The 26,182-nt window shown below is 44.6% G+C and carries 22 protein-coding genes and 1 tRNA gene; 12 read left to right on the top strand and 11 right to left on the bottom strand.

Translation table 11 applies throughout. The features are described 5' to 3' along the window. From galU to L4D05_RS18630, 3 genes are all read left to right on the top strand, one after another. Complete coding sequence (gene galU, locus L4D05_RS18640) at nt 1–870, top strand: UTP--glucose-1-phosphate uridylyltransferase GalU (protein ID WP_428794903.1); 870 nt, start codon at nt 1–3, stop codon at nt 868–870. Nucleotides 871–1,038: 168 nt separating this feature from the next. Beyond that, nucleotides 1,039–3,879 (top strand): excinuclease ABC subunit UvrA, encoded by a 2,841-nt coding sequence (uvrA, locus tag L4D05_RS18635; protein WP_428794902.1) that lies wholly within the window; start codon nt 1,039–1,041, stop codon nt 3,877–3,879. A 204-nt stretch (nt 3,880–4,083) separates the two neighbouring features. Further along, nucleotides 4,084–5,862 (top strand): PglL family O-oligosaccharyltransferase, encoded by a 1,779-nt coding sequence (locus L4D05_RS18630; RefSeq protein WP_428794901.1) that lies wholly within the window; start codon nt 4,084–4,086, stop codon nt 5,860–5,862. Nucleotides 5,863–6,145: 283 nt separating this feature from the next. On the opposite strand, the gene L4D05_RS18625 is transcribed toward L4D05_RS18630, so the two are convergent. After that, nucleotides 6,146–6,820 (bottom strand): general secretion pathway protein GspB, encoded by a 675-nt coding sequence (locus L4D05_RS18625; RefSeq protein WP_428794900.1) that lies wholly within the window; start codon nt 6,818–6,820, stop codon nt 6,146–6,148. Nucleotide 6,821: 1 nt separating this feature from the next. Then, complete coding sequence (locus L4D05_RS18620) at nt 6,822–8,507, bottom strand: ExeA family protein (RefSeq protein ID WP_428794899.1); 1,686 nt, start codon at nt 8,505–8,507, stop codon at nt 6,822–6,824. A gap of 86 nt (nt 8,508–8,593) precedes the next feature. Here L4D05_RS18620 and L4D05_RS18615 point away from each other — a divergent pair, with 86 nt between their 5' ends. Beyond that, nucleotides 8,594–9,814 carry a multifunctional CCA addition/repair protein gene (locus L4D05_RS18615; RefSeq protein ID WP_428794898.1) on the top strand — a complete coding sequence of 407 codons (1,221 nt, stop codon included), beginning with the start codon at nt 8,594–8,596 and terminating at the stop codon, nt 9,812–9,814. A 94-nt stretch (nt 9,815–9,908) separates the two neighbouring features. Here L4D05_RS18615 and L4D05_RS18610 read toward each other — a convergent pair whose 3' ends face one another. The 3 genes from L4D05_RS18610 to folB are packed head-to-tail and all read right to left on the bottom strand — an operon-like array spanning nt 9,909 to nt 11,567. After that, entirely contained in the window at nt 9,909–10,712 is an 804-nt protein-coding gene (locus L4D05_RS18610; RefSeq protein ID WP_265676286.1) for an undecaprenyl-diphosphate phosphatase, read from the bottom strand. Between the two features lie 16 nt (nt 10,713–10,728). After that, a complete protein-coding gene (gene folK / locus L4D05_RS18605; RefSeq protein WP_428794897.1) occupies nt 10,729–11,211 on the bottom strand; it encodes a 2-amino-4-hydroxy-6-hydroxymethyldihydropteridine diphosphokinase in 483 nt (160 codons plus the stop codon). Further along, a complete protein-coding gene (gene folB / locus L4D05_RS18600) occupies nt 11,208–11,567 on the bottom strand; it encodes a dihydroneopterin aldolase (RefSeq protein ID WP_265676296.1) in 360 nt (119 codons plus the stop codon). The genes folK and folB overlap by 4 nt, the downstream gene beginning before the upstream one ends. A gap of 105 nt (nt 11,568–11,672) precedes the next feature. Between folB and plsY the strand changes: the two genes are divergently transcribed. After that, complete coding sequence (plsY, locus tag L4D05_RS18595) at nt 11,673–12,269, top strand: glycerol-3-phosphate 1-O-acyltransferase PlsY (RefSeq protein WP_428794896.1); 597 nt, start codon at nt 11,673–11,675, stop codon at nt 12,267–12,269. A gap of 30 nt (nt 12,270–12,299) precedes the next feature. On the opposite strand, the gene L4D05_RS18590 is transcribed toward plsY, so the two are convergent. Both L4D05_RS18590 and tsaD read right to left on the bottom strand, forming a co-directional pair. Further along, nucleotides 12,300–13,112, bottom strand: coding sequence for an alpha/beta fold hydrolase (locus L4D05_RS18590; protein ID WP_428753308.1), 813 nt, complete (start codon nt 13,110–13,112; stop codon nt 12,300–12,302). 184 nt (nt 13,113–13,296) lie between these two features. Next, a complete protein-coding gene (gene tsaD, locus L4D05_RS18585) occupies nt 13,297–14,313 on the bottom strand; it encodes a tRNA (adenosine(37)-N6)-threonylcarbamoyltransferase complex transferase subunit TsaD (protein ID WP_428794895.1) in 1,017 nt (338 codons plus the stop codon). A gap of 232 nt (nt 14,314–14,545) precedes the next feature. Between tsaD and rpsU the strand changes: the two genes are divergently transcribed. The 7 genes from rpsU to L4D05_RS18550 all read left to right on the top strand — a co-directional run bounded on the left by rpsU (nt 14,546) and on the right by L4D05_RS18550 (nt 23,070). Then, nucleotides 14,546–14,761, top strand: coding sequence for a 30S ribosomal protein S21 (gene rpsU, locus L4D05_RS18580; RefSeq protein WP_001145625.1), 216 nt, complete (start codon nt 14,546–14,548; stop codon nt 14,759–14,761). A 27-nt stretch (nt 14,762–14,788) separates the two neighbouring features. Continuing rightward, nucleotides 14,789–15,232 (top strand): GatB/YqeY domain-containing protein, encoded by a 444-nt coding sequence (locus tag L4D05_RS18575; protein WP_428753312.1) that lies wholly within the window; start codon nt 14,789–14,791, stop codon nt 15,230–15,232. A 115-nt stretch (nt 15,233–15,347) separates the two neighbouring features. Then, on the top strand, nt 15,348–17,105 hold the full coding sequence (gene dnaG, locus L4D05_RS18570) for a DNA primase (protein ID WP_428794894.1): 1,758 nt from the start codon (nt 15,348–15,350) through the stop codon (nt 17,103–17,105). Between the two features lie 97 nt (nt 17,106–17,202). After that, nucleotides 17,203–19,050, top strand: coding sequence for an RNA polymerase sigma factor RpoD (rpoD, locus tag L4D05_RS18565; RefSeq protein ID WP_428753316.1), 1,848 nt, complete (start codon nt 17,203–17,205; stop codon nt 19,048–19,050). 144 nt (nt 19,051–19,194) lie between these two features. Beyond that, nucleotides 19,195–19,270 (top strand) — tRNA-Ile (locus L4D05_RS18560). A gap of 278 nt (nt 19,271–19,548) precedes the next feature. After that, nucleotides 19,549–21,387, top strand: coding sequence for a hypothetical protein (locus L4D05_RS18555; protein WP_428794893.1), 1,839 nt, complete (start codon nt 19,549–19,551; stop codon nt 21,385–21,387). A gap of 99 nt (nt 21,388–21,486) precedes the next feature. After that, entirely contained in the window at nt 21,487–23,070 is a 1,584-nt protein-coding gene (locus L4D05_RS18550; RefSeq protein WP_428794892.1) for an SNIPE associated domain-containing protein, read from the top strand. A gap of 91 nt (nt 23,071–23,161) precedes the next feature. Here L4D05_RS18550 and L4D05_RS18545 read toward each other — a convergent pair whose 3' ends face one another. From L4D05_RS18545 to L4D05_RS18530, 4 genes are all read right to left on the bottom strand, one after another. Further along, nucleotides 23,162–23,887, bottom strand: coding sequence for an ion transporter (locus L4D05_RS18545; RefSeq protein WP_428794891.1), 726 nt, complete (start codon nt 23,885–23,887; stop codon nt 23,162–23,164). A gap of 145 nt (nt 23,888–24,032) precedes the next feature. Further along, a complete protein-coding gene (locus L4D05_RS18540; protein WP_428794890.1) occupies nt 24,033–25,577 on the bottom strand; it encodes a replication endonuclease in 1,545 nt (514 codons plus the stop codon). Further along, nucleotides 25,571–25,825: a hypothetical protein gene (locus tag L4D05_RS18535; RefSeq protein ID WP_428750250.1), complete on the bottom strand. Its 255-nt coding sequence runs from the start codon at nt 25,823–25,825 to the stop codon at nt 25,571–25,573. Before L4D05_RS18535 ends, L4D05_RS18540 begins: the two co-directional genes overlap by 7 nt. Next, complete coding sequence (locus L4D05_RS18530; protein WP_428750251.1) at nt 25,818–26,060, bottom strand: helix-turn-helix transcriptional regulator; 243 nt, start codon at nt 26,058–26,060, stop codon at nt 25,818–25,820. The genes L4D05_RS18535 and L4D05_RS18530 overlap by 8 nt, the downstream gene beginning before the upstream one ends. Nucleotides 26,061–26,182: the final 122 nt, after the last annotated feature.

Below are 26,182 nucleotides of genomic sequence, written 5' to 3'. Positions count from 1 at the left end.
ATGATTAAAAAGTGCCTATTCCCAGCTGCTGGGTACGGAACTCGTTTTCTTCCAGCAACAAAGTCAATGCCAAAAGAGATGATGCCAGTGGTGAACAAGCCACTTATTGAATACGGTGTCGAAGAAGCGATTCAAGCAGGTATGGATGGAATGTGCATTGTGACAGGTCGTGGTAAACACTCGATCATGGATCACTTTGATAAAAACTATGAGCTAGAACATCAGATTAGCGGCACCAACAAAGAAGAGCTGCTGGTTGAGATCCGCGATATCATCGATTCTGCGCAATTTACCTATGTTCGCCAACGTGAAATGAAAGGCCTAGGTCATGCTATCCTAACGGGCCGTGAGCTCATCGGCGATGAACCTTTTGCAGTCGTGCTAGCCGATGATCTTTGCGTCAACGAAGAGCAAGGGGTACTGGCGCAAATGGTCGCCCTGTACAAACAGTTCCGCTGTTCAATTGTTGCTGTTCAAGAAGTCCCAGAAAATGAAACACACAAATACGGCGTCATTTCTGGCGAAATGATCAAAGACGATCTGTTCCGCGTTGACGACATGGTTGAAAAGCCAGAGGCGGGTACCGCACCTAGCAATCTTGCCATCATTGGTCGCTATATCCTTACTCCAGATATCTTTGAGCTGATCGAGCAAACAGAACCAGGTAAAGGCGGTGAAATTCAGATTACCGATGCACTACTAAAGCAAGCAAAATCCGGCTGCGTCCTTGCCTACAAATTCAAAGGTCAACGCTTTGATTGTGGTAGCGTCGAAGGCTACATTGAAGCGACAAACTACTGTTTCGAAAACCTATATCTAAAAGATGAAAAAACCTCTGAGCTAGGCAAACACGCAACTAAGAAAGCCTAATTAAACTCGGTGTTCGCTCACTATTAACGCCACTTTCCGTTATGAAGGTGGCGTTTTTATTCTCCCCCGCTTCTTAGTAAATTAACCTGTTTTTTTATCCAGTATTTCTTTGCACAAACTTCACACTATGTAATACTTATCGCACTACGTATTACATGAGTGGCTACAATGGATAAGATCGAAGTTAGGGGTGCTCGTACCCATAACCTAAAAAACGTCAGCCTGACGATTCCTCGCGATAAACTCACCGTGATTACCGGTCTTTCTGGCTCGGGTAAGTCATCGCTAGCATTCGACACCCTGTATGCAGAAGGGCAAAGGCGCTATGTGGAGTCATTATCGGCTTACGCGAGACAGTTCTTATCTTTAATGGAAAAACCTGACGTCGACCATATTGAAGGGCTATCGCCAGCGATTTCCATTGAGCAAAAATCCACCTCTCATAACCCACGTTCAACCGTTGGTACCATTACTGAGGTTTACGATTACCTGCGTCTTCTATATGCACGTGTTGGTGAGCCTCGCTGTCCCGAGCACAAAACTCCATTGGCCGCACAAACCGTTAGCCAAATGGTCGACAAAGTACTTGAGCTGCCAGAAGGCTCTAAAATGATGTTGCTTGCCCCTATAGTGAAAGAACGAAAAGGGGAGCACGTCAAAACGCTAGAGAACCTCGCCGCGCAAGGTTTCATTCGCGCAAGGATCGATGGCGAGACTTGCGATCTTTCCGATCCACCAACGCTCGAATTACATAAAAAACACACCATTGAAGTGGTCGTCGATCGCTTTAAAGTACGTGATAACCTGCAACAAAGACTGGCAGAGTCCTTTGAAACGGCATTAGAACTCTCTGGTGGCATTGTCGCGGTGGGTTGGATGGATGACTCCGAAAAAGAAGACATTATATTCTCGGCTAACTTTGCCTGCCCGTATTGTGGCTATAGTCTGCAAGAACTCGAGCCGCGACTGTTTTCTTTCAATAACCCAGCCGGAGCCTGCCACACTTGTGATGGGCTGGGCGTACAGCAGTACTTTGACCCTGCTCGCGTGATTCAAGATGAAACCATCAGCATTGCCGAAGGGGCAATACGAGGCTGGGATCAAAAGAACTACTATTATTTCCAAATGCTATCGTCGCTGGCCAAACATTACGATTTTGACCTGTTCGCACCCTTCAAATCCTTACCCAAGAAAATTAAGGATGTGGTATTAAAAGGCTCTGGCCGAACCGAAATTGAATTTAATTATGTCAACGACCGTGGCGATATCCGAGTTAAGCGCCATCCGTTTGAAGGGATCCTTAATACCCTAGAGCGTCGCTATCGTGACACAGAATCAAACTCGGTTCGTGAAGATCTGACCAAGTATATTTCTACTAAATCCTGCTCATCTTGTGGCGGTACTCGCCTAAAAGAAGAAGCTCGAAATGTCTTTATCCAAGACACGACGTTGCCTGAAATTGTCGAAATGAGCATCAGCGATTCTATGGAGTTTTTCCGCTCATTAACCTTAGAAGGTCAACGTGCACAGATCGCTGATAAAGTGATGAAAGAGATCAATGACCGACTTCAGTTCTTAATTAATGTCGGCCTCAATTACTTGAATTTATCACGCAGTGCCGAGACATTATCCGGTGGTGAAGCGCAGCGAATTCGACTCGCTAGCCAAATCGGTGCAGGACTTGTTGGTGTGATGTACGTACTGGATGAACCGTCTATTGGTCTTCACCAACGAGACAATGAGCGCTTGCTCGATACCCTGATCCACTTACGAGATTTAGGCAACACCGTACTAGTTGTTGAGCATGATGAAGATGCCATTCGTACCGCTGACCATGTCATCGATATTGGCCCTGGCGCTGGCGTACACGGTGGATCAATTGTTGCAGAAGGAACAATTGATGACATTCTGGCATCCGAGGCATCGTTAACAGGGCAATATCTAAGTGGTAAGCGTGAAATATCAATACCAAAGCAACGCACACCTGTTGACCCTAAAAAAGTCGTCACCTTATCCGGTGCGACAGGCAACAACCTGAAGAATGTGGATTTAACGATCCCTGTCGGCTTATTCACCTGTATTACTGGTGTATCAGGTTCGGGGAAATCCACCCTTATCAATGACACCTTCTTTAAGATTGCTCATACGCAACTTAACGGAGCGACGACCGCAGAGCCGTCGCCTTACAAGAAGATCGAAGGCTTGGAGCACTTTGATAAAGTTATCGATATCGACCAAAGCCCAATAGGCCGAACGCCACGCTCTAACCCGGCGACGTATACTGGCATATTCACTCCGATTCGTGAGCTTTTTGCGGGGACTCAAGAATCTCGTTCTCGTGGCTATAAACCAGGTCGCTTTAGTTTTAACGTCCGAGGCGGGCGTTGTGAAGCGTGCCAAGGGGATGGGGTCATTAAAGTTGAAATGCACTTCCTACCCGATGTTTATGTTCCTTGTGATGTTTGTAAAGGTAAGCGCTATAACCGTGAAACACTCGAGATCCGCTACAAAGGCAAGACGATAGACGAAGTACTACAAATGACCGTCGAAGATGCTCGCGCTTACTTTGATCCTGTGCCTGTTATCGCACGAAAGTTGCAAACACTGATGGATGTTGGGTTGTCTTACATTCGCCTAGGCCAAGCGGCGACAACGCTGTCAGGCGGTGAAGCACAACGCGTCAAACTCGCTCGTGAGCTTTCTAAACGCGATACTGGCAAAACACTCTATATCTTGGATGAACCAACAACAGGTCTTCACTTCCATGATATTGAATTACTACTTTCTGTTCTGCACCGCCTACGTGATCATGGCAACAGCGTGGTGGTGATTGAGCATAACTTAGATGTTGTCAAAACAGCAGACTGGGTGATTGATTTAGGGCCAGAGGGCGGTCAAGGTGGCGGTGAAATTATTGCCGAGGGCACGCCAGAAGCGGTGGCACAAGTCGACGGGTCACATACGGCAAGATTCTTAAAGCCAATGCTGACCGCAAAGGCAAAACAGTAAGCTTATTCCACGCGCTTAACCATCAGACTTGCGATCAACTTTGCTTCTAAGAAATCTCATGACTTCTTGGAAGCAAAGTTGCGGGTTTAAAGCTAGGTTAGTTATTAAAAACTGTGCTAAAAAGGTAAATTAGTCCCCATTACCTTGGGTGCCGACTCAATGAGGCACTCATTTTCCCTTAGATATAGTGAAACAACATCAACGATGGCAACCACATTAATTAATGGCACTGAGTTAGGCGCAAGCCGCACACATCCACCGTTAAACCGAAAGTTCCTTACAGTGATGGCTCTACTCTATCTCGTCGCCATGCATTTTTTCTGGCCTAACCCAGGCGGAGTCGGCCTGGCGCTGTCGTTTAACAATACGACATGGATAGCATTTAGTCTGGCGTTTGCCATTGGTTTATACCAAATGGGCAGCAACCAGTACTTACGATTTAGCAAACTTACCGTTGGCTTGTTAGCGTCGTGCGTGTTTTTAACCCTACCGCTGATTTATAGCCAACCAGATTTTACCAATGTGCTACCACGCTTCATTACTCTGTGGGGTGGCTTTTTATTTTTTGTATTACTTCAACAATTCCAATTCACTAATAAACAGAAGCAGCGTCTGCTTTGGTTAGTGGTTCTCGCCTGCCTTATTGAAGCACTCGTTGGCTACATCCAACTTTTTTGCTTACCAAGTGACAATATTTTCGGCTACGACACCGAGCTGAATCGCCCTTATGGCATCTTTCAGCAACCCAATGTCATGGCCAGTTTCCTTGCCACTGGATTGGTCATATCAGGGTATCTATTAGCTCGTCAAAAACACAAGTACCATCGCCGTATTAGTGACGTTTCATTATTGTACGTCACACCGATTATTCTGATTCCCTTAATCATTTCGTTAGCGTCTAGAACGGGCTGGTTAGGCGCTAGTATTGGCGCTCTTTTCTTAGTCCCTTATTTATATCGCCATTCGACTCGTAAACGTTTTCGGGGTTGGACTCTCGCGAATTTAACCGGTGTCGCACTAGGTCTGTTGTTACTATTTTCTGGTCATGGCAATCAAGCGCTTGTAGAAGACAAAGCTCAACTGCACGACATCCGTCCTACGCTATTTAGTCAATCCATTGATATGTTGATTGAAAAACCGTTTACAGGGTATGGGCTAGGTAAGTTTGAGTCACAATACATGCTATATACCGCGCGCCAGCACCAACTTAATGACCGGTTTGAGCCCGGTCTCCCTGCGCTCGATCACCCACATAATGAGCTGCTTTACTGGGGAGTTGAGGGGGGCGTCGTCACGATTCTGGGCATTTTATTGGCGGCGGGGTTTGTCTTGAGCCGCATCTATACCTCTAAGCCGGGTACCCGACTGGCTATCTTCGCTCTGTTTATTCCTCTGGTGCTGCACACTCAGCTTGAATACCCTTTCTATCACTCTTTGATTCACTGGATAACGTTTATCGTGCTTATCTACTGGGTGGATCAACGAGGTTCACAACTCAAACAAACGTCATTCTCTCGCATCACAAAAACCTTGCTGCGTGTTATGTCGCTTGTTATTCCGATTGTAACAACACTTTATATGGGAGCGGCCCTGCATACGAACTATGTGCTGACCAAGTTTGAACAAACCACACCCGTTGACCCTGATATTCTTCAGCAAGTGAGTAACCCTGTCGTGTGGAAGGACCGATATGATTGGGACGTGTACAGCACCTACCTAAAAATAGGCTTAAGTAGCCAGCAACCGCAACACATTCAGCCGTATATTGATTGGTCTGTCGACATCATAAAACGTAAGCCACGACCGGCGTTTTATCAAAATTTGATTTTAGCGTATTACGCCATTGGGGATAGCAGTCGAGCCATACAGGTGCTGACTGAAGCTGAGTATTTATTTCCAAATGAGACCTTTTCGACCGAGTATTCGCTAGACAACAGCCTTGCGGTCTCTTCTGGTGCATTAGAAGCCTCAGGCGCTCAATAACATGCCATTCGTTGCCACATGAATGAGCGACTTATTACGTTAGCAACTTACTACGGTAGCTATTTCTACGGTAATAAGTCGCTATTTCGGCCTAGCAATAACGGCTTCAAATCAACTACCGTTTGCGCTTAAACGAGTCATCGCTTATTGCTAACGACTTTACTGACAAAAGGCCGCGCTCTCACTGCGGCCTTTCCCTGACAGGGTGCTGGACAATAAGCGTCTATCCGATAGATTTTTCGCTGATATCGCCCAATTAATATGGCCTTAACTGAACTAGTCCCTAGCCTCCCCACTCATACAACGCAGGAATATCAATCAGTTCATTATCAAAACGAATCGTCACCAACTGCGGCGTGATCTCGACAATCTGGATATTATTAAGCCGATCGCCTTCTTTTAATTCATGACCATTAATCTTAATCCAACGACGCTGAGAATCTGAAGAATACATATGGGTTTGCAAATTCAATGGCGGTAAACGGCCTTGATACTTACTGGTGTTTTCTTCTAGTGAGATGTGACTCGATGACGCTGCGCTCTGTTGATCAATTTTATTCATCGCTGACGCCACTTTACGAGCGATATCAGGATCAAGTCCACTTAAATCTAAGTTATCCAGCGTGAATGGCTCATCTGATGAGGTTTGCTCCAGCAACGGATCATCAGCATGATTTTTCTCTTCGCTCTGCACCTCAGTCACGTAAGGCTCTGAACGCTTTTTACCGGAGTAAATAGGGGGGAAATCCTTTTCTGGTAACACTTTCAACACGCCAAAATCGGGGTATTCCAATACAATATAGTCTGCCGATAGCAGCGCTTCACCATGCGCTTGCGAGGCTGGTTCAATAGCAGGCGATTTTGCAGTGCCCCCACTTTCAGAAGCCATCGCGGTCGGCACTACCATTGCTACCATCAAAGACGCTGAAACGGCAGCCTTAGTGAAATTCATAAGCATACTAGCTTTCCTCCCCTGCAATCTTTCCACTTAATGAAGGGGCATCAACCTGAGTCAATAATTCCAGTTTCTGTAAGGTATTACGTCCAGCGATCCCATCAACATCCATCTTCTGCCAACGTTGAAACACTTCCACCTTACGCTGTAATTGCTGGTCAAACACATCACTCCCAGAAGGGCGACTGCCGAGCACCTGAGAAAGCTTTTCATCCAATAGTCGCACCGCTTCCCCTTGCTGATTTAATCGTAGCGTGCTGGTTAGCGCTCGTTGCCAAATAAAGTAAAACTCCCCTGTCCATAAACTCTCAAGGGTGGCAACAGGGATTTGAAAACGCTCAGATCCATTGAGTAGCTCCGCATGGGTCTGGGAGAGTTTATACAGCACAACAAAGCTCTCCTTGCCATCAAGATACATCGGCATCACGACGGGTAGGTTTGTCGACACTACCTGTTGCAATGTTCCCAAACGCTTTTGGCACATAAACAAACTGTTACTTTCGCTCTCGCACATACCGTCAAGCACGCTCGCTTGATAGCCCCAGACGTTATAAAGCTCTTGTATCGCTGCGACCTTATCCTGCCTCAAAAACACCGACTGAAGCAGCGCTTCTGAATACGGTTGTGGCTCTGCAACAGGGGCTGATACTCTCGGCTCTTGCACCGCAGAACTCTCTAGCTGTGCGTGACTATTATCATTTTCAAGGCTTGTGGATGATTGACTCGCCTGCAGCGCCGTCATCACATCCGCTCCCTTAAAGTACATCAACGATGCAAGCGCAACTCCGATCGTCGCTAGGGCGACGTAACTGGCGATAGGCCGCCATCGGAATGCGATCTTTTCTGAGGCGTGCTCACTGGCAGCATTTGCAAAACCTGGTGCTTGAAAAGACAAAATATCTTCACTGGCTTTTTGTGCCAACGATTTTGAAACCTCCTTTTGACCAGAATGATAAGCGTACTGCAATGACTTATCACCGATAAGGTTAATCAGTCTTGGGATCCCCTGGCTGGCACGGTTAATCACCGATGCTGCACCTTTTGAAAATAGACTCGTTTCTCCACCAGCCATCGACAAGCGAAACTCAATATATTGACGAGTTTCCCCTTCAGTCAGCGGTAGCAAATGATACCGCCCGGTAATGCGCTGAGCGAGTTGGCGTAATTGCGTGGTACGCAGTTTATCTTGCAGCTCTGGCTGCCCGATAAGTAGTACCTTTAGCAACTTACGGTCATCCGTCTCTAGATTGGTTAAAAGCCTTAACTGCTCAAGAACGTCTGCAGATAAGTGCTGAGCTTCATCAATGACGACTAAGGTGTTAATCCCTTGCTCTTCGTTTTGTTGCAGGTAACGATAAATAGCCTGACTCAGCTGTTTTAAAGAAGCACTCTCTGGATAAACAATCGCAAACTCATCACAGATCGCTTCTAGTAAATCTTGGCTCGAAAAAGTGGGGTTGAGGATAAGACCTGACGCCGTTTTGTCGTCAAGCGCTGCCAGCATGGCTTTAGCAACGGTGGTTTTTCCAGTTCCAACTTCCCCCGTCAACATAGCAAACCCTCCACCTTGGCCTAATCCGGCCTGGAGGTGTTGCATGGCTTCACGGTGTCGTTGACTGAGAAACAGATAACGAGAGCTAGGCACAATCGAAAACGGTACCTCATGAAAACCAAAAAAATCCTTATACATTCTCTCGTCCTTACATTATGACAAAAAGCAAAGTACCATTGAGCTTAATGAATGCCAACGGCAAAGTATGAAAAAGGGGAGCCAATTTGCAAGTCTATCTTGTCGGTGGTGCAGTGCGCGATCAATTACTCAAGCTTGACGTTTATGACAAAGATTGGGTTGTGGTCGGCGCTACGCCAGAACAAATGCTTAATGCGGGTTTTCAAGCGGTTGGTAAAGACTTTCCTGTCTTCCTACATCCAAAGAACAAACAAGAGCATGCTCTTGCTCGTACAGAGCGAAAATCCGGGCATGGCTACACGGGTTTTGAATGCTTTTCTTCCCCCGATGTGACACTAGAGGAAGACCTGCAACGTCGTGATCTCACCATTAATGCCATGGCACAAAACCAACAGGGCGATATCATCGATCCTTACCAAGGGCGCCTAGACCTTGAACAGCGTGTATTGCGCCATGTTTCACCGGCATTTGTCGAAGATCCATTACGAGTATTACGCGTCGCTCGCTTTGCGGCGAAGTTAGCACACTTAGGTTTTACCGTCGCGCCAGAAACCTTGTCTTTGATGCAACGCATTGTTGATGATGGTGAACTCGCACACCTAACGCCAGAGCGTGTTTGGCAAGAGTGGCACAAGTCACTATCCACACCGCACCCAGAGGTATTCCTTGACGTACTGCGACAGTGTGGCGCACTCAAAGTTGTATTACCAGAAATTGATGCTCTATTTGGAGTTCCACAACCAGAAAAATGGCATCCCGAAATAGATACTGGAATCCACACGTTATTAGTGGCTCAGCAAGCCAGTAAATTGAGCGCGGAAACGACCATTCGTTTTGCAGCGCAAGTTCACGATTTAGGTAAGGGTGTCACACCTCGCGACGAATGGCCAAGCCATAAACTGCACTGCCACACTGGACAAAAGCTGATTAAACAGCTGTGCCAACGCGTTCGAGTGCCAAATGAATACCGAGATCTTGCCCTCGCCGTGTGTGCTCAGCATTCTAATATCCACCGTGCGCACGAGCTTAAACCCGCGACTTTTGTGAAAATATTTTCGCAACTGGATGTATGGAGAAAACCGGCAAAACTTGCGCAAGTATTATTGTGTTGTGAGGCTGACCATAGAGGGAGAAAAGGTCTTGAAAACCAGCCTTACCCACAAGCAGAAAGAGTAAAGCAAGCCTATCACGCCGCCATTAACGTTAATGTACAAACAATCATTGCTGATGGTTTTAAAGGCCAAGCGATTAAAGAAGAGCTAGAGAAGCGTAAAACAAGCGCCATTGCTGAAGCGCTAAGAAGCTAAGAATAAACGTCATCGATACCGACCGAGTCGTCGATCTTGAGTCGCCATGAACGCTGGCAACCTAATGACTAGGTGCCAGCAATATCATGTCTGATTAACTCATCAGCAAAAATGCAAACAGTCCCACACCTAACAACAATCGATAGATGACAAACGGCATCATTCCCATACGGGAGATAAGCTTCAAGAAATAGTGAATGCAGATGTAAGCACTGATAAACGAGACCACGATACCTGTTAACAAATAACCCGCATGTATTGGCTCAGAGCCTGTCACCAATTTCAAACCTAAGTAAGCGCCTGCTAAGGTAATAATAGGGATCGACATCAAAAAGGAGAATCGTGCCGCCGCTTCACGTGTAAAACCTAAATATAATGCGGCTGTGATCGTCGCACCTGAGCGTGATGTGCCTGGAATGATTGCCATTGCTTGTGCGAGACCAATAAACAACGCTTTTTTCCAGCCAGCTTGGTACTCATCCGCATTTTGTTTGGCATGCTTGTCTACCCACCATAGCAACAAACCAAATATAATCGTGGTGGTGGCAATCACGTAGGCACTACGTAGATACAATTCGATGAGATCTTTCATCAGTAAGCCAAAGATACAAGCTGGGATCGTCGCTAAGACAATCATCCATGCCAACTTTGATTCCTTACTGCGCTCGCCCTTAAAGATCGAAGCAAACAACGCCCGAAATAAAGTCACCACTTCTTTTCTAAAATAGATAACCACGGCGGCTAACGTACCCACATGCACCGCAACATCAAAGGCGAGCCCTTGATCTTCCCAACCAAGAATGGCCGATGGCAAAATTAAATGCGCGGAACTGGATATGGGTAAGAATTCGGTCAACCCTTGAATGAGGGCCAAAATAAAGGCTTCAAAATAACTCATTAATATTTACTACCAACTAAAATTGAAAATCGATTTTTCTAAGTGCTACCGGATCTGACATTGTCTCTAAGATCTGACCGACTGTGCGATCATCATTCGGGATCACCAAGTTCGGTGCTAGATCATACAGAGGCTGTGTGACAAATGAATATTTAAAAATATCTTCACGCGGTACAAATGGTTTTTTTTGTGAGATTTCATTTCCAAACAGTAAGATATCAAGATCAATCGTACGATCTTGAAACTTAGCGGCATCCACATCACGTCCCCACTTCACTTCGATCTCTCTTAGTGCCGCACTGAGTTCTGTCAACGTTAATGTTGTGTCTAGGCGAACCACCATATTGAAGAAATCGTTACCAGAAAAACCAAAGGATTCGCAGGCGTATACTGGCGAGTATTGCAAATTCTTGGTGATCAGCGACAACTCATGGCACGCGGCGCGAATGTGCTTCTCACGTTGCACATTCGAACCAATACCAATAAAGGCGGTGATCATGCCTCGCCTCGTTCAATCACCACGCCTACGCCTTTGGCCTGTGCGACCGCACCAGGCTTAGTTAAACGAATCTTAACCCAAGGCACAGAGAATTGCGTTTGAATAAGAGTAGCCACTTCTTCAGCCACACGCTCAACCAATAAAAAACGCCCCGTTTCAATGTGCTCAAGGACTGCAGTGCAGACTTGCGAGTAATCAAGCGCATCTTCAACATTATCACTTTTCCCGGCTGGCGCATTATCGTGTGCCATTTCAATATCTAGAACCAACTTCTGTTTGATTTCTTGCTCCCAGTCATACACTCCGATAGTGGTAATGACTTCAAGTTGCTCGATAAATACTTTGTCCAATGCCATGATTTGTCCTTTATTAGAGGTCGGATACCCATTTGCTGGGAAAAAACGTACTATTGCCGATATGATATCAGTCCCCATTGATAATTTCTTGAGAAAAGGTATGCAATGACACCGTTAGCGCTCGCTATGATCATCATCGCTTATTTGCTCGGCTCAGTGTCGAGTGCAGTGCTGATCTGCCGTCTACTACGCCTACCTGACCCTAGAACTGTCGGCTCGCAAAACCCTGGTGCCACTAATGTATTAAGGCTGGGAGGTAAAGGGGCAGCCGTAGCGGTCTTGCTCTGCGACATGCTCAAAGGCACTATCCCTGTCTGGAGTGGCTACTACTTTGATATTGACCCCGTCATTCTCGGTGTCATTGCGATTGCCGCCTGCTTGGGACATATGTACCCACTATTTTTCCATTTCAAAGGGGGGAAAGGTGTTGCAACAGCATTAGGCGCAATTGCACCAATTGGCTGGGATTTAACCGGACTCATTACTGGCACTTGGCTATTAGTGGCATTGATCTTTCGCTATTCCTCACTCGCCGCGATTACAACGGTCATGCTTGCCCCGGTTTATACTTGGATGGTCAGACCGGTGTTTACTTTTCCAGTAGCAATGCTGAGCTGCTTAATCATTTTACGCCACCATCAAAATATTCGACGCCTGTTTGATGGGACCGAGCCAAAAGTAGGACAAAAAAAGGCACCGTAAACGGTGCCTAGTCATGCATATCTTACTGAATTACGCGTGCTGAGCTAAAAACTCAACAAGTTTATTGGTCACCAATTCTGGTTGCTCTAGGTTACTAATATGTCCTGCCGCTGGGATCACCATCAGTTCACTGCCTGAAACCAAATCCTGCATCAAATAAGACTCTAGTACCGGCCTTGGCTTATCTTCTGCCCCTACCGCGATAAGGGTAGGCAGAGCAAACTTTTCAATCTCATCACATAGATCGCGTCGTCCAAAGACCATCCGCCCGATACGAGCGATCTCAACAGCCTGCTCGCCTTGCACCTTCGACAATTGAGTCGCGAACTCATCAACCAATTTAGGTGTTGTATTTTTAGCATCTTGCGCAAAAAACATGGGTACAACCGCTTCTAATATTGGCTCTGGCACCGCTCTAACTTGCGTAATGGTATCGAGCATCGCAAAGTATTTGGTATGCATAACTTCAGGTTCTAACCCAACAAACGTATCCATCATGACCAAACTTTTTACACGAGATGGTGCAAGAGCTGTCAGCTCTGCGCCCCACATACCGCCGACGGACAAACCGACAATAGAGAAGGATTCTACCTCTAACTCATCCATTAGAGCCAAAATATGTTCGGCATAGTTTGTTAGATTACGCATAGAGGCGGGCGCTGACTCTGATTCTCCATGAGACCATAAATCAGGCACAATACAGCGATAATGTTGACTCAGCACTTCAATTTGAGGGGCCCACATTTTGCTATCCCATAAATAACTATGCCCGAAAATGACAACCGGTCCGGAGCCTATATCTTGATAAGCCATCGTATGGCCATCAATAGAAAACTGCTTCATGTTTCTTTATTCCCTATGTTTGTCGCTAATGTCGTTTTCACTAATGTAACACGTTTGCTTCGTCACAGACTTTAGGGTTTTTGTTTAAAACTGTCATAAAAAAGGCCACTTCCGTGACCTTATTCTCTTCACATTGCGCAGTAGAATGCCAGTAACATTCGTCTTCGCTGTCGCTATTTGCTTATCACTTGATCGGCGTTAACTGATCAATTGGCCAGCGCGGCGTAGCATCAACTGCCATGTCAGCCACATCACCATTTTTTAAACGCTGCATACCCGCATAGGCAATCATCGCACCATTATCGGTACAAAACTCAGTACGTGGATAATAGACTTCACCACCGACTTTTTTTGCTAACGCTTCAAGCTCTTGGCGCAAAAAGGTATTCGCACTCACGCCGCCAGCAATAACGATACGCTTCATACCCGTTTGCTTAAGCGCGCGCTTACATTTTATCGCTAATGTATCGCACACCGCCTCTTGGAACGCGTAAGCAATATCAGCACGAGTCTGTTCATCATCATCATTCGCTCTAATCGTATTCGCCGCGAACGTTTTAAGGCCGGAAAAGCTCATATCCAAACCTGGTCTGTCTGTCATCGGTCGCGGGAACTTAAAGCGCCCTTTTGTCCCTTTGTCCGCGAGCTTAGACAATAAAGGGCCGCCTGGATAATCCAAGCCCATCAGCTTCGCGGTTTTATCAAACGCTTCACCTGCGGCATCATCAATCGATTCACCCAAGATCTTGTAATCACCGATGCCGTTCACTTCAACGATCATGGTATGGCCGCCAGACACAAGCAAAGCAATAAAAGGAAATGGTGGCGGGTTATCTTCTAGCATGGGTGCCAGTAAGTGTCCTTCCATATGATGCACAGGCACCGCTGGCACGCCCCAAGCGTAAGCCATACTGCGACCAATTGTCGTACCAACCAACAACGCACCGACTAACCCAGGACCGGAAGTATAAGCAACACCATCAAGATCCTTTGGCGTTAAATTGGCTTCTGCCAACGCCGCCTTGATCAATGGGATCGTTTTTTTAACGTGATCACGAGAAGCCAACTCAGGTACAACACCTCCGTAATCGGCGTGCAATTTCACTTGGCTATAAAGTTGATGTGACAGTAAACCTTTTTCGTCATCATAGATGGCAATACCAGTTTCATCACAAGAGGTTTCAATACCTAGAATGCGCATAATGTTCTCGACTTATTTCGAAATTGGCGCAATATTACCTCGTCATCGCGTCTCAAACAAATTTTGTACAAGACATAGGCGGAAAAGTGCTTTACAAAGCCTATCTGATCGGATTAAAATTCCGCACCATTTTTGATTTAGCTGGTTTACCGCTTAGAACTAAGGGAATCCTTAGCCCTAACAACAAAAGCACCAGCATTAATGAACAGTTAAACCCTGAGGTGAAAGGCATATGCCAGTAGTTAAAGTACGTGAAAACGAACCGTTCGACGTTGCACTACGTCGTTTCAAGCGCTCTTGCGAAAAAGCAGGTATCCTTTCTGAAGTGCGTCGTCGTGAGCACTATGAAAAACCTACTACAGTACGTAAACGCGCTAAAGCAGCTGCTCAAAAGCGTCACGCTAAGAAGCTAGCTCGCGAAAACGCACGTCGCGTTCGCCTGTACTAATAACTAGGTCCCAGTAGGAATTTAGTTATGGCTCTTATTGAACAACTCAAAGAAGAGCAAAAAATTGCGATGAAAGCCAAGGACAAAGCTCGCCTTGGCACTATTCGTTTAGCCTTGTCAGCTATTAAGCAACGTGAAGTCGACGAACGGATTACTCTGAACGACGACGACATCCTTGCTATCCTGACAAAAATGGTTAAACAACGTCGTGATTCTGTCTCTCAGTTTGAAGCTGCGAATCGTCAAGATCTAGCGGATGCAGAGAAAGCCGAAATTACCGTTCTTGAGGACTTTATGCCTCAACCACTGACGGAAGATGAAGTAACAGCACTCATTGTTAGTGCTATTGCCGAATCTGGTGCAGCTGGCATGCAAGACATGGGCAAAGTAATGGGCGTGCTGAAGCCGCAAATTCAAGGCCGAGCAGACATGGGGAAAGTAAGTGGTTTAGTTCGCGCTAAACTGGCTTAGTCACCCAACCAAATTGCAGCAAGCCGTGCTATCCTCTGGAGTGCACGGCTTGTTTGTATCTCAACCCTAATAAAGGGTGATGTCTTTCTTGTAAACGTTTCTTGTAAAAGGTTTTATGTCCGGAATTATTCCTCGCCACTTTATTGACGATCTATTAGCTCGACTGGATATTGTCGATATTGTTGATGCGCGCGTAAAACTAAAGAAACAAGGTAAGAACTACGGCGCATGCTGTCCCTTCCATAATGAAAAAACCCCCTCTTTCAGCGTTAGCCAAGAGAAACAGTTCTACCACTGCTTTGGCTGTGGTGTACACGGCAATGCCATTGATTTTCTTATGGAATATGATCGTCTTGAGTTTGTTGAAGCCATTGAAGATCTTGCTTCATCCATCGGACTCGAAGTGCCAAGAGAGCAAAGAAACGGTAACAGCGCTTTCAGCAAAGGGCCCACTGCAAACAGCGAACAAAAACGATCCTTATATGATCTTATGACGGCTATTGGCCAGTACTACAAAGATCAATTGAAAGTCTCTGCAAACAAAATTGCTATCGACTACCTAAAAGGACGTGGGCTTTCTGGTGAAATCGTTCAAAAGTTTGGTATCGGTTATGTCCCAGATGAATGGGACAACATACGTAAAAACTTTGGGCAACAAAAGGCAGCTCAAGACATGCTCGTGTCTGGTGGCATGCTGATCGAAAACGACAAAGGCAACCGCTATGATCGCTTCCGTGGTCGTATTATGTTTCCTATCAGGGACAAACGTGGACGTGTTATCGGTTTTGGTGGCCGTGTACTTGGCAACGAGACACCGAAATACCTCAACTCCCCTGAAACGCCAATTTTCCATAAAGGTAAAGAGCTTTACGGCCTATACGAAGTGCTGCAAGCGTACCGAGAGCCACCACAAATTCTTGTTGTTGAAGGCTATATGGACGTGGTCGCCCTTGCGCAATACGATGTAGATTACTCCGTAGCCTCACTTGGTACGTCCACCACGGGTGATCACCTACAAGTTTTATTTCGCCAAACCAATACCGTTGTGTGTTGTTACGATGGTGACCGAGCTGGTCGCGATGCCGCTTGGCGTGCCCTTGAAAATGCTTTACCTCACCTAAAGTCAGGTAATACATTAAAATTCCTGTTTTTGCCAGATGGTGAAGATCCGGATAGCTACGTTCGTAAATACGGTAAAGCGGCGCTTGAAGAACAAATTGCGAATGCGACGCCCCTGTCCTCTTACTTATTCGATAACCTCATTGAATTAAATAAGCTCAATCTGGGTTCCAATGAAGGCAAGTCGGCGTTAAGAGCACTCTCGAGTGAACTGATTAATAAGATCCCTGATATCTACTTCCAAGAGCTATTGGAAAAACGTTTAGATGAACGTACGGGCTTTGATAATCAGTTAAGGCGAGCAAGAAAAGCGTCCATAGAAACGCGACCACAACCGCAGAAAGCGATAAAACGCACCCCTATGCGTGATGTTATCGCTCTACTTTTGCAAAATCCGAGCTATGCTGAAATGGTACCGGATCTATCCACAGTGAGAGATTTATCACTTCCTGGATTAAATTTATTGGGCGAAGTGGTTGATAAATGTCAAACACACCCCCATATGACTACAGGTCAACTGCTTGAGCATTGGCGTAATACAAAAAATGAGGCGCTTCTGTCTCGTCTCGCGAGTTGGGATCTCCAGGTCGACGATGACAACCAAGAAGATGTATTTATTGACTCATTGGACAGAATACTCGCCCAATGCGTAGAACAACAAATCGAAAACCTGCAGGCTAAAGAAAGAAGCGTCGGCTTATCAGTCGATGAAAAACGGGAGCTGCTAGCCTTGATGCTAGATTTAAAAGCGTAACCCTATTTATTTAGTCAGCAACAAATAAATTTGTTACTATTAATGGTTTGCATTTCGCATACTAAACCCTTCACTAGATCTAAGTTGGATATCGTCTATGGAGCAAAATCCGCAGTCACAGCTAAAACTGCTTGTCATCAAGGGCAAGGAACAAGGCTATCTGACCTACGCAGAAGTAAATGACCACCTACCTGAAGAGATTGTCGATTCTGAGCAGGTAGAAGATATTATTCAGATGATTAATGACATGGGTATCAAGGTAGTAGAAACTGCCCCAGATGCCGATGACCTTGCTCTGAGTGATGAACAGTCTATCACCGATGAAGACGCAGCCGAAGCGGCTGCAGCTGCACTTTCAAGCGTAGAAAGTGAAATTGGCCGCACGACTGACCCAGTCCGTATGTACATGCGTGAAATGGGTACCGTTGAGCTATTGACTCGCGAAGGCGAAATCGATATTGCTAAGCGTATCGAAGACGGTATCAACCAAGTACAAGCCTCTGTTGCTGAGTACCCTGGTACGATTCCTTACATTCTTGAGCAGTTTGATAAAGTTCAAGCAGAAGAGCTACGTCTTACTGACGTAATCTCTGGCTTCGTTGATCCAGATGACGATGGCACCACCGCTCCTACGGCGACTCATATCGGTTCAGAACTAGCAGAATCTGATCTTGAAGATGAAGACAAAGAAGGTGATGAAGACTCTGACGAAGACGATGAAGAAGAAGATGTAGGTATTGACCCAGAGCTTGCTCTAGAGAAGTTCACAGCGCTGCGCAATACTTATCAAGACCTTCAACTTGTCATCAATGAGCATGGTTACGATAGCCCACAAGTGGCTAAGTCGCACGGCTTGGTACAAGAAGTCTTTAGAGAGTTCCGTCTAACGCCAAAACAGTTTGATCACCTAGTGAACGAACTGCGCACGTCAATGGATCGTGTACGTACTCAAGAACGTTTGATCATGCGTCAAGCGGTTGAATACGGCAAAATGCCTAAGAAATCTTTCATTACGCTATTCACAGGTAATGAATCGAACGAAGCATGGTTAGATGAAGTTCTCGCTTCTGATAAGCCATACGCAGAAAAGATCAGACGTTACGAAAATGACATTCGTCGTTCTATCCAAAAGCTGGATATCATCGAAGAAGAAACGTCACTTTCAGTACAAAACATCAAAGACATCAGCCGTCGCATGTCTATCGGTGAAGCGAAAGCTCGTCGTGCGAAAAAGGAGATGGTTGAAGCGAACTTACGTCTAGTAATTTCGATTGCTAAGAAGTACACCAACCGTGGTCTTCAATTCTTGGACCTTATCCAAGAAGGTAACATCGGTTTGATGAAAGCCGTTGATAAATTTGAATACCGTCGTGGTTACAAGTTCTCGACATACGCAACGTGGTGGATTCGTCAAGCAATCACTCGTTCAATCGCCGACCAAGCACGTACGATCCGTATTCCAGTTCACATGATCGAAACGATCAACAAACTGAATCGTATCTCTCGTCAAATGCTTCAAGAAATGGGCCGTGAGCCTCTTCCTGAAGAGTTAGCTGAACGCATGCAAATGCCTGAAGATAAAATCCGCAAGGTACTTAAAATTGCTAAAGAGCCAATCTCAATGGAGACACCAATTGGTGACGACGAAGATTCGCATCTAGGCGACTTTATCGAGGATACCACACTAGAACTGCCTCTAGACTCTGCAACAATGACGAGCCTACGAGTCGCAACAAAAGATGTTCTAGCTGGTCTAACGCCTCGTGAAGCAAAAGTACTGCGTATGCGTTTTGGTATCGATATGAACACTGACCACACTCTTGAAGAAGTGGGCAAACAGTTCGATGTAACGCGTGAGCGTATTCGTCAGATCGAAGCAAAAGCATTGCGTAAACTGCGCCACCCTAGCCGCTCAGAAACTCTGCGTAGCTTCCTAGACGAGTAAGTCAGGTAAAAATCAAACAAAAAAGGTGAGCACTAGCTCACCTTTTTTGTTTCTATCGGTTTAAGTGATTAAAAAGCAAGCGCAATTAGCCCTAGTTACGTCTAGACAGCTCACCTGCCATCCCCTATAATCATTGCCCTATAAGGCCCCTTAGCTCAGTGGTTAGAGCAGTCGACTCATAATCGATTGGTCCGCAGTTCAAGTCTGCGAGGGGCCACCAAATTTAAAGGCTTGAGAAGCGATTCGTTTCTCAAGCCTTTTTCATTTCTGCTATTTATAGCGTATTTATAGCACTTTCCGTTTATAGCGAACTGCATCAAAAATACTCCTTTCAAAGACTCACCATGTACCATGTATCGAGTAGTACAATAGAACCCATAAGAGGTTCACATATCAAACAAGTGACATAGTTAACAGATTGATATTGATTAATATACCTACAAGAAATGCGGAGTTATCATTCGTCGATTACTCTACGTATTTCAATAGGCTATTCTCATGAAGTTAAATCAGGTTCTTAACCACACTAACCAAGTCGAACGATCAAAGTTTGTAAACTGTATCGATAAACTATGCCAAGACAGTAAAGGTGATTCTGATTTAGCGAAACAACTTGAGAAAATCGATGGGCAGCTAAAAGCAGCATCAGGTAATGAAATAACGCAGTTATTCAGCCTAATTCAGACTCTTTTCCAAAAACACCTAAAAGAACAAATCGCCATAGGCGGACCTCAAGTCTCTTTGCTTATCAATATCCTTGTCAGAGATGGGAATTGCATTGCTACCATTCCTTGGATTGAAAACCTTTATGCTAAAGAATACACCGAGATCGATGAGCTAAGCCTAAACCTCATAAAAGAGATTGAGGAAAATGACTCAAGTGACTTTGAACGCTTGAATCGCCTCGATATCTACCGTGAATGTATGAAAACAGCATTCAACAACGATTTAAGGTCTAATCGCACCGCAAAAATATCAGAAGATGAACGAAGCATCTTAAATGTCTTAGCTGAACGCCTAGCGCTTTCTAGAGAGGAAATTCATGCGATTGAACACTCTGTCGACCCAATTCCAGAACTAGGTATTGAAAGTGCTTTAGAGTACCTCCGAGAAAATGGAGTCATCCTTATCAACCGCCGTCGTTCTGAAATTATGATTGCCGATGAAGTTATCGAGTCTCTTCATGACGTTCTTGGCAAAGAGCTGCATGATAAATATGTCCTTCGCATTCTAAGGTCACTTTCTGATGCTGACCTTTCTAATATCCTCAAAAATCATGGCTACAAAATTCGTGGTGTTGAGAGACAAGACAAAATAGCTACCATTGCGCACTCAGGCTTATCCATCAGAAGTATTTTAATGACCGATCTCCATGCTGAGGACGCTACTCAAAATCAGAGAAAAGAGCGCATCAAGCAACTCATTGAAGATATGGACCTCGATATTTCACGAATAGGGACAAGGCTACAAGACCGCATTGACGTTTTGATTGAACACCTAAGATCATCAGAAGAAGAGGAGTTCAATGTACTTAGCGTGAGTGGCTATAAAGAACTACTCGAAGCACTGTCTCAAAACGAATTAAACGTTGAAGATAGGATTCGAGCAGACTTCGAAATTGAGAACAAAGAGACGCTTGATCCTGAACGTCTTAAAGCACTCAGTATCACACCGATAGATATCCTTTATCTCTATAGCAATGATGAGATTAAGACCATCCGAAATGATATGAATTTACCTCGACGTGGCAACCCTAGAAGCCAAATTATCGAGAGTTTTGCTAGCGCCAATGATCGGCTCATTGAGAACTATCATCTTTTGGCCTGTCGTGACCTTCAAGGACTTCAATCCGCGGGCATCGATATCAAAGAAGCAGATATCGGTGTGAAATTTGAGGAGGCGACTCGTTCGATTCTAGAGCAACTAGGCATGACGGTTGATGAGGATTTGAGAAAAGACATCAATACAGCAAAAGACAAAGCTGACATCATTATTTCGTTAGAAAATGATGATGTTATCATTGGTGAAGCTAAGTCATTCAAGAATGGTCAGTTCACCAAATATTCTTCGACTTCTAGACAAGTTAAAGCTTATGTTAAGCGGTGTGAAGCCAACGGGCATCGTGTGGCTCAAGTACTAATTGTTGCTCCTGCATTTTCTGAGGATTTCGTTGATGCCGCTGATATGGATACTGATATCAATATTTCTTTGCTGGAAGCTGAAGGGCTACAGAGAATTTTAACTGCATTCAAACAGCGTAGGAATCCGAGTTTTTCGCCAAAGTTGTTAACTAAAGGCGGGTTACTTAAAGCTGATTTAATTGCGAAATCAATCTAAATTGTATTATTTTATCGAGGCCTAACTGTTATTGCTAGGTCTCACAAATCCCACATCAAACTAACATATTAAGCATTACAGGCTAACTAAGGTACAACAATGAGTTCAGGCGCTATTATCTCCCTTCTAATTTTCTTTTTACCATTATTACTACTCATAATTCAGAGAGTTAGTTGGAAAAAAAAGCAGAAAGTACTCGAAGAAAAACTCGATGAAGCTAATTATTTAGTCGAAAACGGATTTTCTAAGCTGGCTGAGCTTGAAGCTGAACGTGATACTCTCATTGCTAAGTATGGCCCAATACTAAATATCGAGCGCCATGCCGAAAAATTACGTGATGAAGTAGAAGAAGACGCTGCAGCTAAACGTGATACCTCTTTAAAAATTGTAGCTAAAGCTGACGCTGACGCTGAAAGCATTCGCCAAGAAGCTAAATCCCTTCGCTCAGAGGCTACACAACGATTAAGGGACGCTAAAGAAAAATCAGAAATAATAGAAAGCGCAGCTCGAGAGGAAGCTTCAAAAGTTATCAACTTTGCTGAACAGCAAGCCAAAGAAATAGCAGGTAATGCTTACGAAGCCAAAGCAAAAGCTGATTCATATGAGCAAGCAATACGCGCTATGCGTAACACTATTGATGGTTATAAAGATGACTACATAATCCCAAACCAGTCAGTTCTCGACGACTTAGCTAATGAATTCAGTCATAAAGAGGCAGGAGAGGAACTAAAATCGTCTCGAAAACGCGTTCGTGAAATGGTGAAGGGAAATCATGCAGGATCATGTGATTACGTCGAGGCTAGCCGAAAAATGTATGCTATCCATTTCGCCGTTGATGCGTTTAATGGCAAGGTCGACAGTGCATTATCTAAGGTTAAACATGACAATTTTGGTAAAATAAAGCAAGAGATCATCGATGCTTTTGCACTCGTAAATCACAATGGAGCACCGTTTAGAAATGCACGCATAAATCAAGAATTCTTAGATGCACGTCTAACCGAGTTAAAATGGGCGGTTGCCACATTTGAATTGCGGAAAATAGAGAGAGAAGAGCAAGCTGAAATTAAAGCTCAAATTCGTGAAGAAGAGCGTGCTATTCGTGAAATGGAGAAAGCACGAAAAGAAGCAGAAAAAGAAGAACGTTTACTACAGAAAGCACTTGAGAAAGCTCGCTCCGAGTTAGCCACTGCTACAGAAGAGCAAAAAGCTCAATATGAAGCTCAATTAGCAGAACTTGAAACCAAGCTCCATGAAGCAGAAGAGAAAGGTCAGCGCGCCCTTTCTATGGCCCAACAAACTCGCCGTGGTCATGTTTATGTCATCAGTAATATCGGCAGTTTTGGTGAAGAGGTTTATAAGATCGGTATGACTCGTAGGCTAGAGCCAATGGACAGAGTAAAGGAGCTTGGTGATGCATCCGTACCGTTCTCATTTGATGTCCATGCGATGATTTATAGTGATGACGCCCCAACTCTAGAAAAAGACCTACACCGCCGATTTAACTTACAATCTGTAAACAAAATCAACCCACGTAAAGAGTTCTTCCGGACTACTGTTGCCGAAGTAAGGCAAGCTGTTGAACAAAGTGGTTTATCTGATGTTCATTGGACAATGAAAGCTGAAGCAGCTGAATATCGCGAAAGCTTAGCTATTGAGCAAAAGCAAAAAATAGAAGTTGCATAAGTTAAATAGCAAGAGTAGACCTCGGCTCATTAAGGTCTACTCCGATCCACTTTAGGCTCATAGTTTTTACGGATGATTAAAAGTTTCGTAATCAATTACTCGCATCTAAATTTTGAAGCTGCCTCGCTTTATTTAATGCAGAAGCAATGATTCCTGCAGGAATTGATACTACTCCAAGTCCTACCATCAAAATTGCAAAAGTGAATATTCTACCGCCTACTGTTATTGGATAAACATCACCATAACCTACTGTAGTTAAAGTGATAACAGCCCACCACAAACTATCAAATATAGATGAAAAAGCTTCTGGCTGAGCTTTACTTTCAAAAAAATATATTCCTGCAGATGCCAAATATATCAGTGCTAAAGTGAGTGAAAAGAATAGTGTCAACTCTTCTTTAGCCAACTTAAATGCTACATGGAATCTATTTAATGCATCGCTATATTTCGCTAACTTCAGTACTCGAACAAGCCTAAACAAACGGAAAATTCTTATGCTTCGTAAATCCACACCTAAAGATAGATAGAATGGCAAGATAGCAAGCACATCAACAATGCCACTAAATGACCTTACAAATTTCCAACGTGCATCTGCAACCCAAAATCGAACAAGATACTCAACCGTAAATATGCTAATACAAATAATTTCTACATAATGTAAAGTATTCCGACTCTCATTACTCAAAGATGGCAGAGTCTCTAGGGAAAAAGAAGTTATAGACACACAAATGAGCAGCTGTATCAGTAAATCAAACAATTGACCTATTTTCGTATTTCTCGTCTCAACGATATCTTTGAGGATACGTTTAATTTTCATAATTATTTACTTTCACTATCCAGTTGTAGATGGATGGATCAATTAAGTACCCCTATCTTGGCTAAGACTAAGTAAATGACATTAAAATGTACATACTTTAAAACATGCATTTTTATCAAAATACAGTTATTCACAGAACTCCAAGTTAAAAAGCTCGCGCGAGCTTTGATTCAAAGCGCCACTGCAACGAGCGAGTCACAATCGCTTCCCCAATAGCAAACACCCCCTTGAGTACCGTCGTTAACTCCTCGTCACTGTACGCCGTCGTTTTCACCACCCCAGTATTAGTATCAACACTTAGCTCATAGTAAGGCTGCACTAACTGATCTTTTCGATGACAGAACACGCCTCCCATCAACTCTAAGAAGCTTTTCCAATCTCCACTGTCCGCAGCCTGAAAAATAGCTTTAACCTGCTCAGGAAGGTTCTGCGTACTTTTCAATCGACGAAGCTCACGCCACACCGTGATAGAACAACCGCCTAACTGTTGAAACTGACGAATACCCCAACATGATGCCCACGCATCTACCCTGGCTGCCGCATCTAATGGATCTTCACCGTAAATACCAGAATCTAAATCCGCGCCGTCGATATTCTTAGAAATATATTTGGCGATGTAACCCGTCGCACTGCCTTTAGCTGGGTCTATTTTTACTTCAGTAAAACGATGCTTACTCGCTCCTTTCTCATCACTGTCTTCTCTAAGCGCATAGTCCTTCATCACTTCAATTAACGTTTGATATTGATTCGCTTCAACAAACAAAAGCAAGTGCCAATGCGGTGTGCCATCGTGTTGAGGCTCGACGACTCGAAACCCATAAAAACGTACACCCAAACGATTCAGCTTTGAGCGAACCAGCACCCATTGCTTGTTTAGATACCTCTGTCCGTCCAGCGGTGTAAACCCGCCCCACTTTGGGTTTTCGTGTCCTGATGTCGCGTAAGCACGGTGATATTTTGATGGGCACGTTAAAGTCAGGAAAGCAGCTTCATGGTTCATACTTTTTGCTAGGTCTTCAAAACCTCTTGCTCGCATCATAAGYTCACCTTTACGGATTTTAGGATCGGCAACGCCCTTYTGACTGAGTTCGAGTAACGAAAAGCTTTGTCCTAGYTCATTTGTCGCAATCGTATTGGCAAGCCACTCCTGCTGATATTGCTTTTGCGCRATTCGAGCGTTGAGTGTTGGGTTAGAGCARTAAAGGCTTTTCTTTTTGTTTACTTGGTTCAGGTGRTGAAGCACAGCTTCAATATTCTGCCTSAGTGCTTTCCTTAATTTTCTCAACCACCAGTTCTTATCACCATATCGAGCAAGCTCACCTGTGAGGCTGAAACTGAGTGCGGGATTAACACCACGGGAACGCACCAAAGAACGAACGCTGTCAATCGCYAGCGARTCGTTCAAGTATTGTCGYCTAAGCGTTAAAGCAGACTGAGCATAGTGYTTAGATTGCTCTCTCAAGTCATCTTCTGACACRTTRAGCTTTAACTCTGCMARTGGGATAGAGAGCTTGCGACTAATGGCATCCACCGTCACTCTYAAATAACTATTTCGTGCAAATTTGCTGGAGTGGGAAAGATACKCWGTGAGTAGTATTCKTTGAATCGCTTCGGGAAAGCAACAAAGCCTTTGCTGAACAAAGGCTTTGTCATCTCTATCAACCGAAGTAAGGTTGATAACGTCTAGCATACYGCCAACCTCCCCTTCGAAGTAATTCGAAACTCATCCCACCGTAAACCAAACGTGTGATAAGACTTATATTGAATCAARCCGTGTTGAAGCAGCTTATCCAATGTTTTGAGGTGGAGTTTRATTGGCATTTTTCGGCGCTCACGTATGACACCATTTTGTGGACCATAGTCTGAGCAGCGATTAAATTTATTGCCGTCTTTCATCCACGCAAGCAGCGTAATTTGTTCAGGAGTAAGATTAACCATAGTAATCACCTCCTTGAACTAGGTTATCGAGCTTTCTGTGACTCTCTAACCAACGGTCTAAATCCTGCTTTAAATATCGAACCGCTCGACCAATCTTGATAAAAGGTGGCGCGACCGTTCGATTCTTTCGGTGTCCTTCCATCCTGCTTTGGCGTAAAAAAGAACGGCTCATACCGATGTACGTCGCTGTTTCTTGCTCTGTGTATGCTCGTTTATCAATGTTAACGTCTGACATATTGAAATCTCTTTGTGTTGATGGAGATTCAAATTTATCGACTCAAAACGGCATATGACGAAATCAACGACGCTCACGACGACGTTTTATTTTGCCCTTTTTAAAACTGCATTTACGTCCGC

The organism is Vibrio nomapromontoriensis, assembly GCF_050337205.1.
GTDB lineage: Bacteria > Pseudomonadota > Gammaproteobacteria > Enterobacterales > Vibrionaceae > Vibrio > Vibrio nomapromontoriensis.
Note: the sequence above shows the minus strand (reverse complement) of the source record. Positions and strands in the feature narration are given on the sequence as shown.

What these genes read in the sequence shown, in the direction of transcription:
- L4D05_RS18550 (WP_428794892.1), top strand. Translation starts at nt 21,487, where the DNA reads ATGAGTTCAGGCGCTATTATCTCCCTTCTAATTTTCTTTTTACCATTA.
- tsaD (WP_428794895.1), bottom strand. Translation starts at nt 14,313, where the DNA reads ATGCGCATTCTAGGTATTGAAACCTCTTGTGATGAAACTGGTATTGCC.
- L4D05_RS18590 (WP_428753308.1), bottom strand. Translation starts at nt 13,112, where the DNA reads ATGAAGCAGTTTTCTATTGATGGCCATACGATGGCTTATCAAGATATA.
- L4D05_RS18530 (WP_428750251.1), bottom strand. Translation starts at nt 26,060, where the DNA reads ATGTCAGACGTTAACATTGATAAACGAGCATACACAGAGCAAGAAACA.
- rpsU (WP_001145625.1), top strand. Translation starts at nt 14,546, where the DNA reads ATGCCAGTAGTTAAAGTACGTGAAAACGAACCGTTCGACGTTGCACTA.
- L4D05_RS18555 (WP_428794893.1), top strand. Translation starts at nt 19,549, where the DNA reads ATGAAGTTAAATCAGGTTCTTAACCACACTAACCAAGTCGAACGATCA.
- L4D05_RS18630 (WP_428794901.1), top strand. Translation starts at nt 4,084, where the DNA reads ATGGCAACCACATTAATTAATGGCACTGAGTTAGGCGCAAGCCGCACA.
- galU (WP_428794903.1), top strand. Translation starts at nt 1, where the DNA reads ATGATTAAAAAGTGCCTATTCCCAGCTGCTGGGTACGGAACTCGTTTT.
- folB (WP_265676296.1), bottom strand. Translation starts at nt 11,567, where the DNA reads ATGGCATTGGACAAAGTATTTATCGAGCAACTTGAAGTCATTACCACT.
- L4D05_RS18625 (WP_428794900.1), bottom strand. Translation starts at nt 6,820, where the DNA reads ATGCTTATGAATTTCACTAAGGCTGCCGTTTCAGCGTCTTTGATGGTA.
- folK (WP_428794897.1), bottom strand. Translation starts at nt 11,211, where the DNA reads ATGATCACCGCCTTTATTGGTATTGGTTCGAATGTGCAACGTGAGAAG.
- L4D05_RS18575 (WP_428753312.1), top strand. Translation starts at nt 14,789, where the DNA reads ATGGCTCTTATTGAACAACTCAAAGAAGAGCAAAAAATTGCGATGAAA.
- L4D05_RS18610 (WP_265676286.1), bottom strand. Translation starts at nt 10,712, where the DNA reads ATGAGTTATTTTGAAGCCTTTATTTTGGCCCTCATTCAAGGGTTGACC.
- rpoD (WP_428753316.1), top strand. Translation starts at nt 17,203, where the DNA reads ATGGAGCAAAATCCGCAGTCACAGCTAAAACTGCTTGTCATCAAGGGC.
- plsY (WP_428794896.1), top strand. Translation starts at nt 11,673, where the DNA reads ATGACACCGTTAGCGCTCGCTATGATCATCATCGCTTATTTGCTCGGC.
- L4D05_RS18620 (WP_428794899.1), bottom strand. Translation starts at nt 8,507, where the DNA reads ATGTATAAGGATTTTTTTGGTTTTCATGAGGTACCGTTTTCGATTGTG.
- uvrA (WP_428794902.1), top strand. Translation starts at nt 1,039, where the DNA reads ATGGATAAGATCGAAGTTAGGGGTGCTCGTACCCATAACCTAAAAAAC.
- dnaG (WP_428794894.1), top strand. Translation starts at nt 15,348, where the DNA reads ATGTCCGGAATTATTCCTCGCCACTTTATTGACGATCTATTAGCTCGA.
- L4D05_RS18545 (WP_428794891.1), bottom strand. Translation starts at nt 23,887, where the DNA reads ATGAAAATTAAACGTATCCTCAAAGATATCGTTGAGACGAGAAATACG.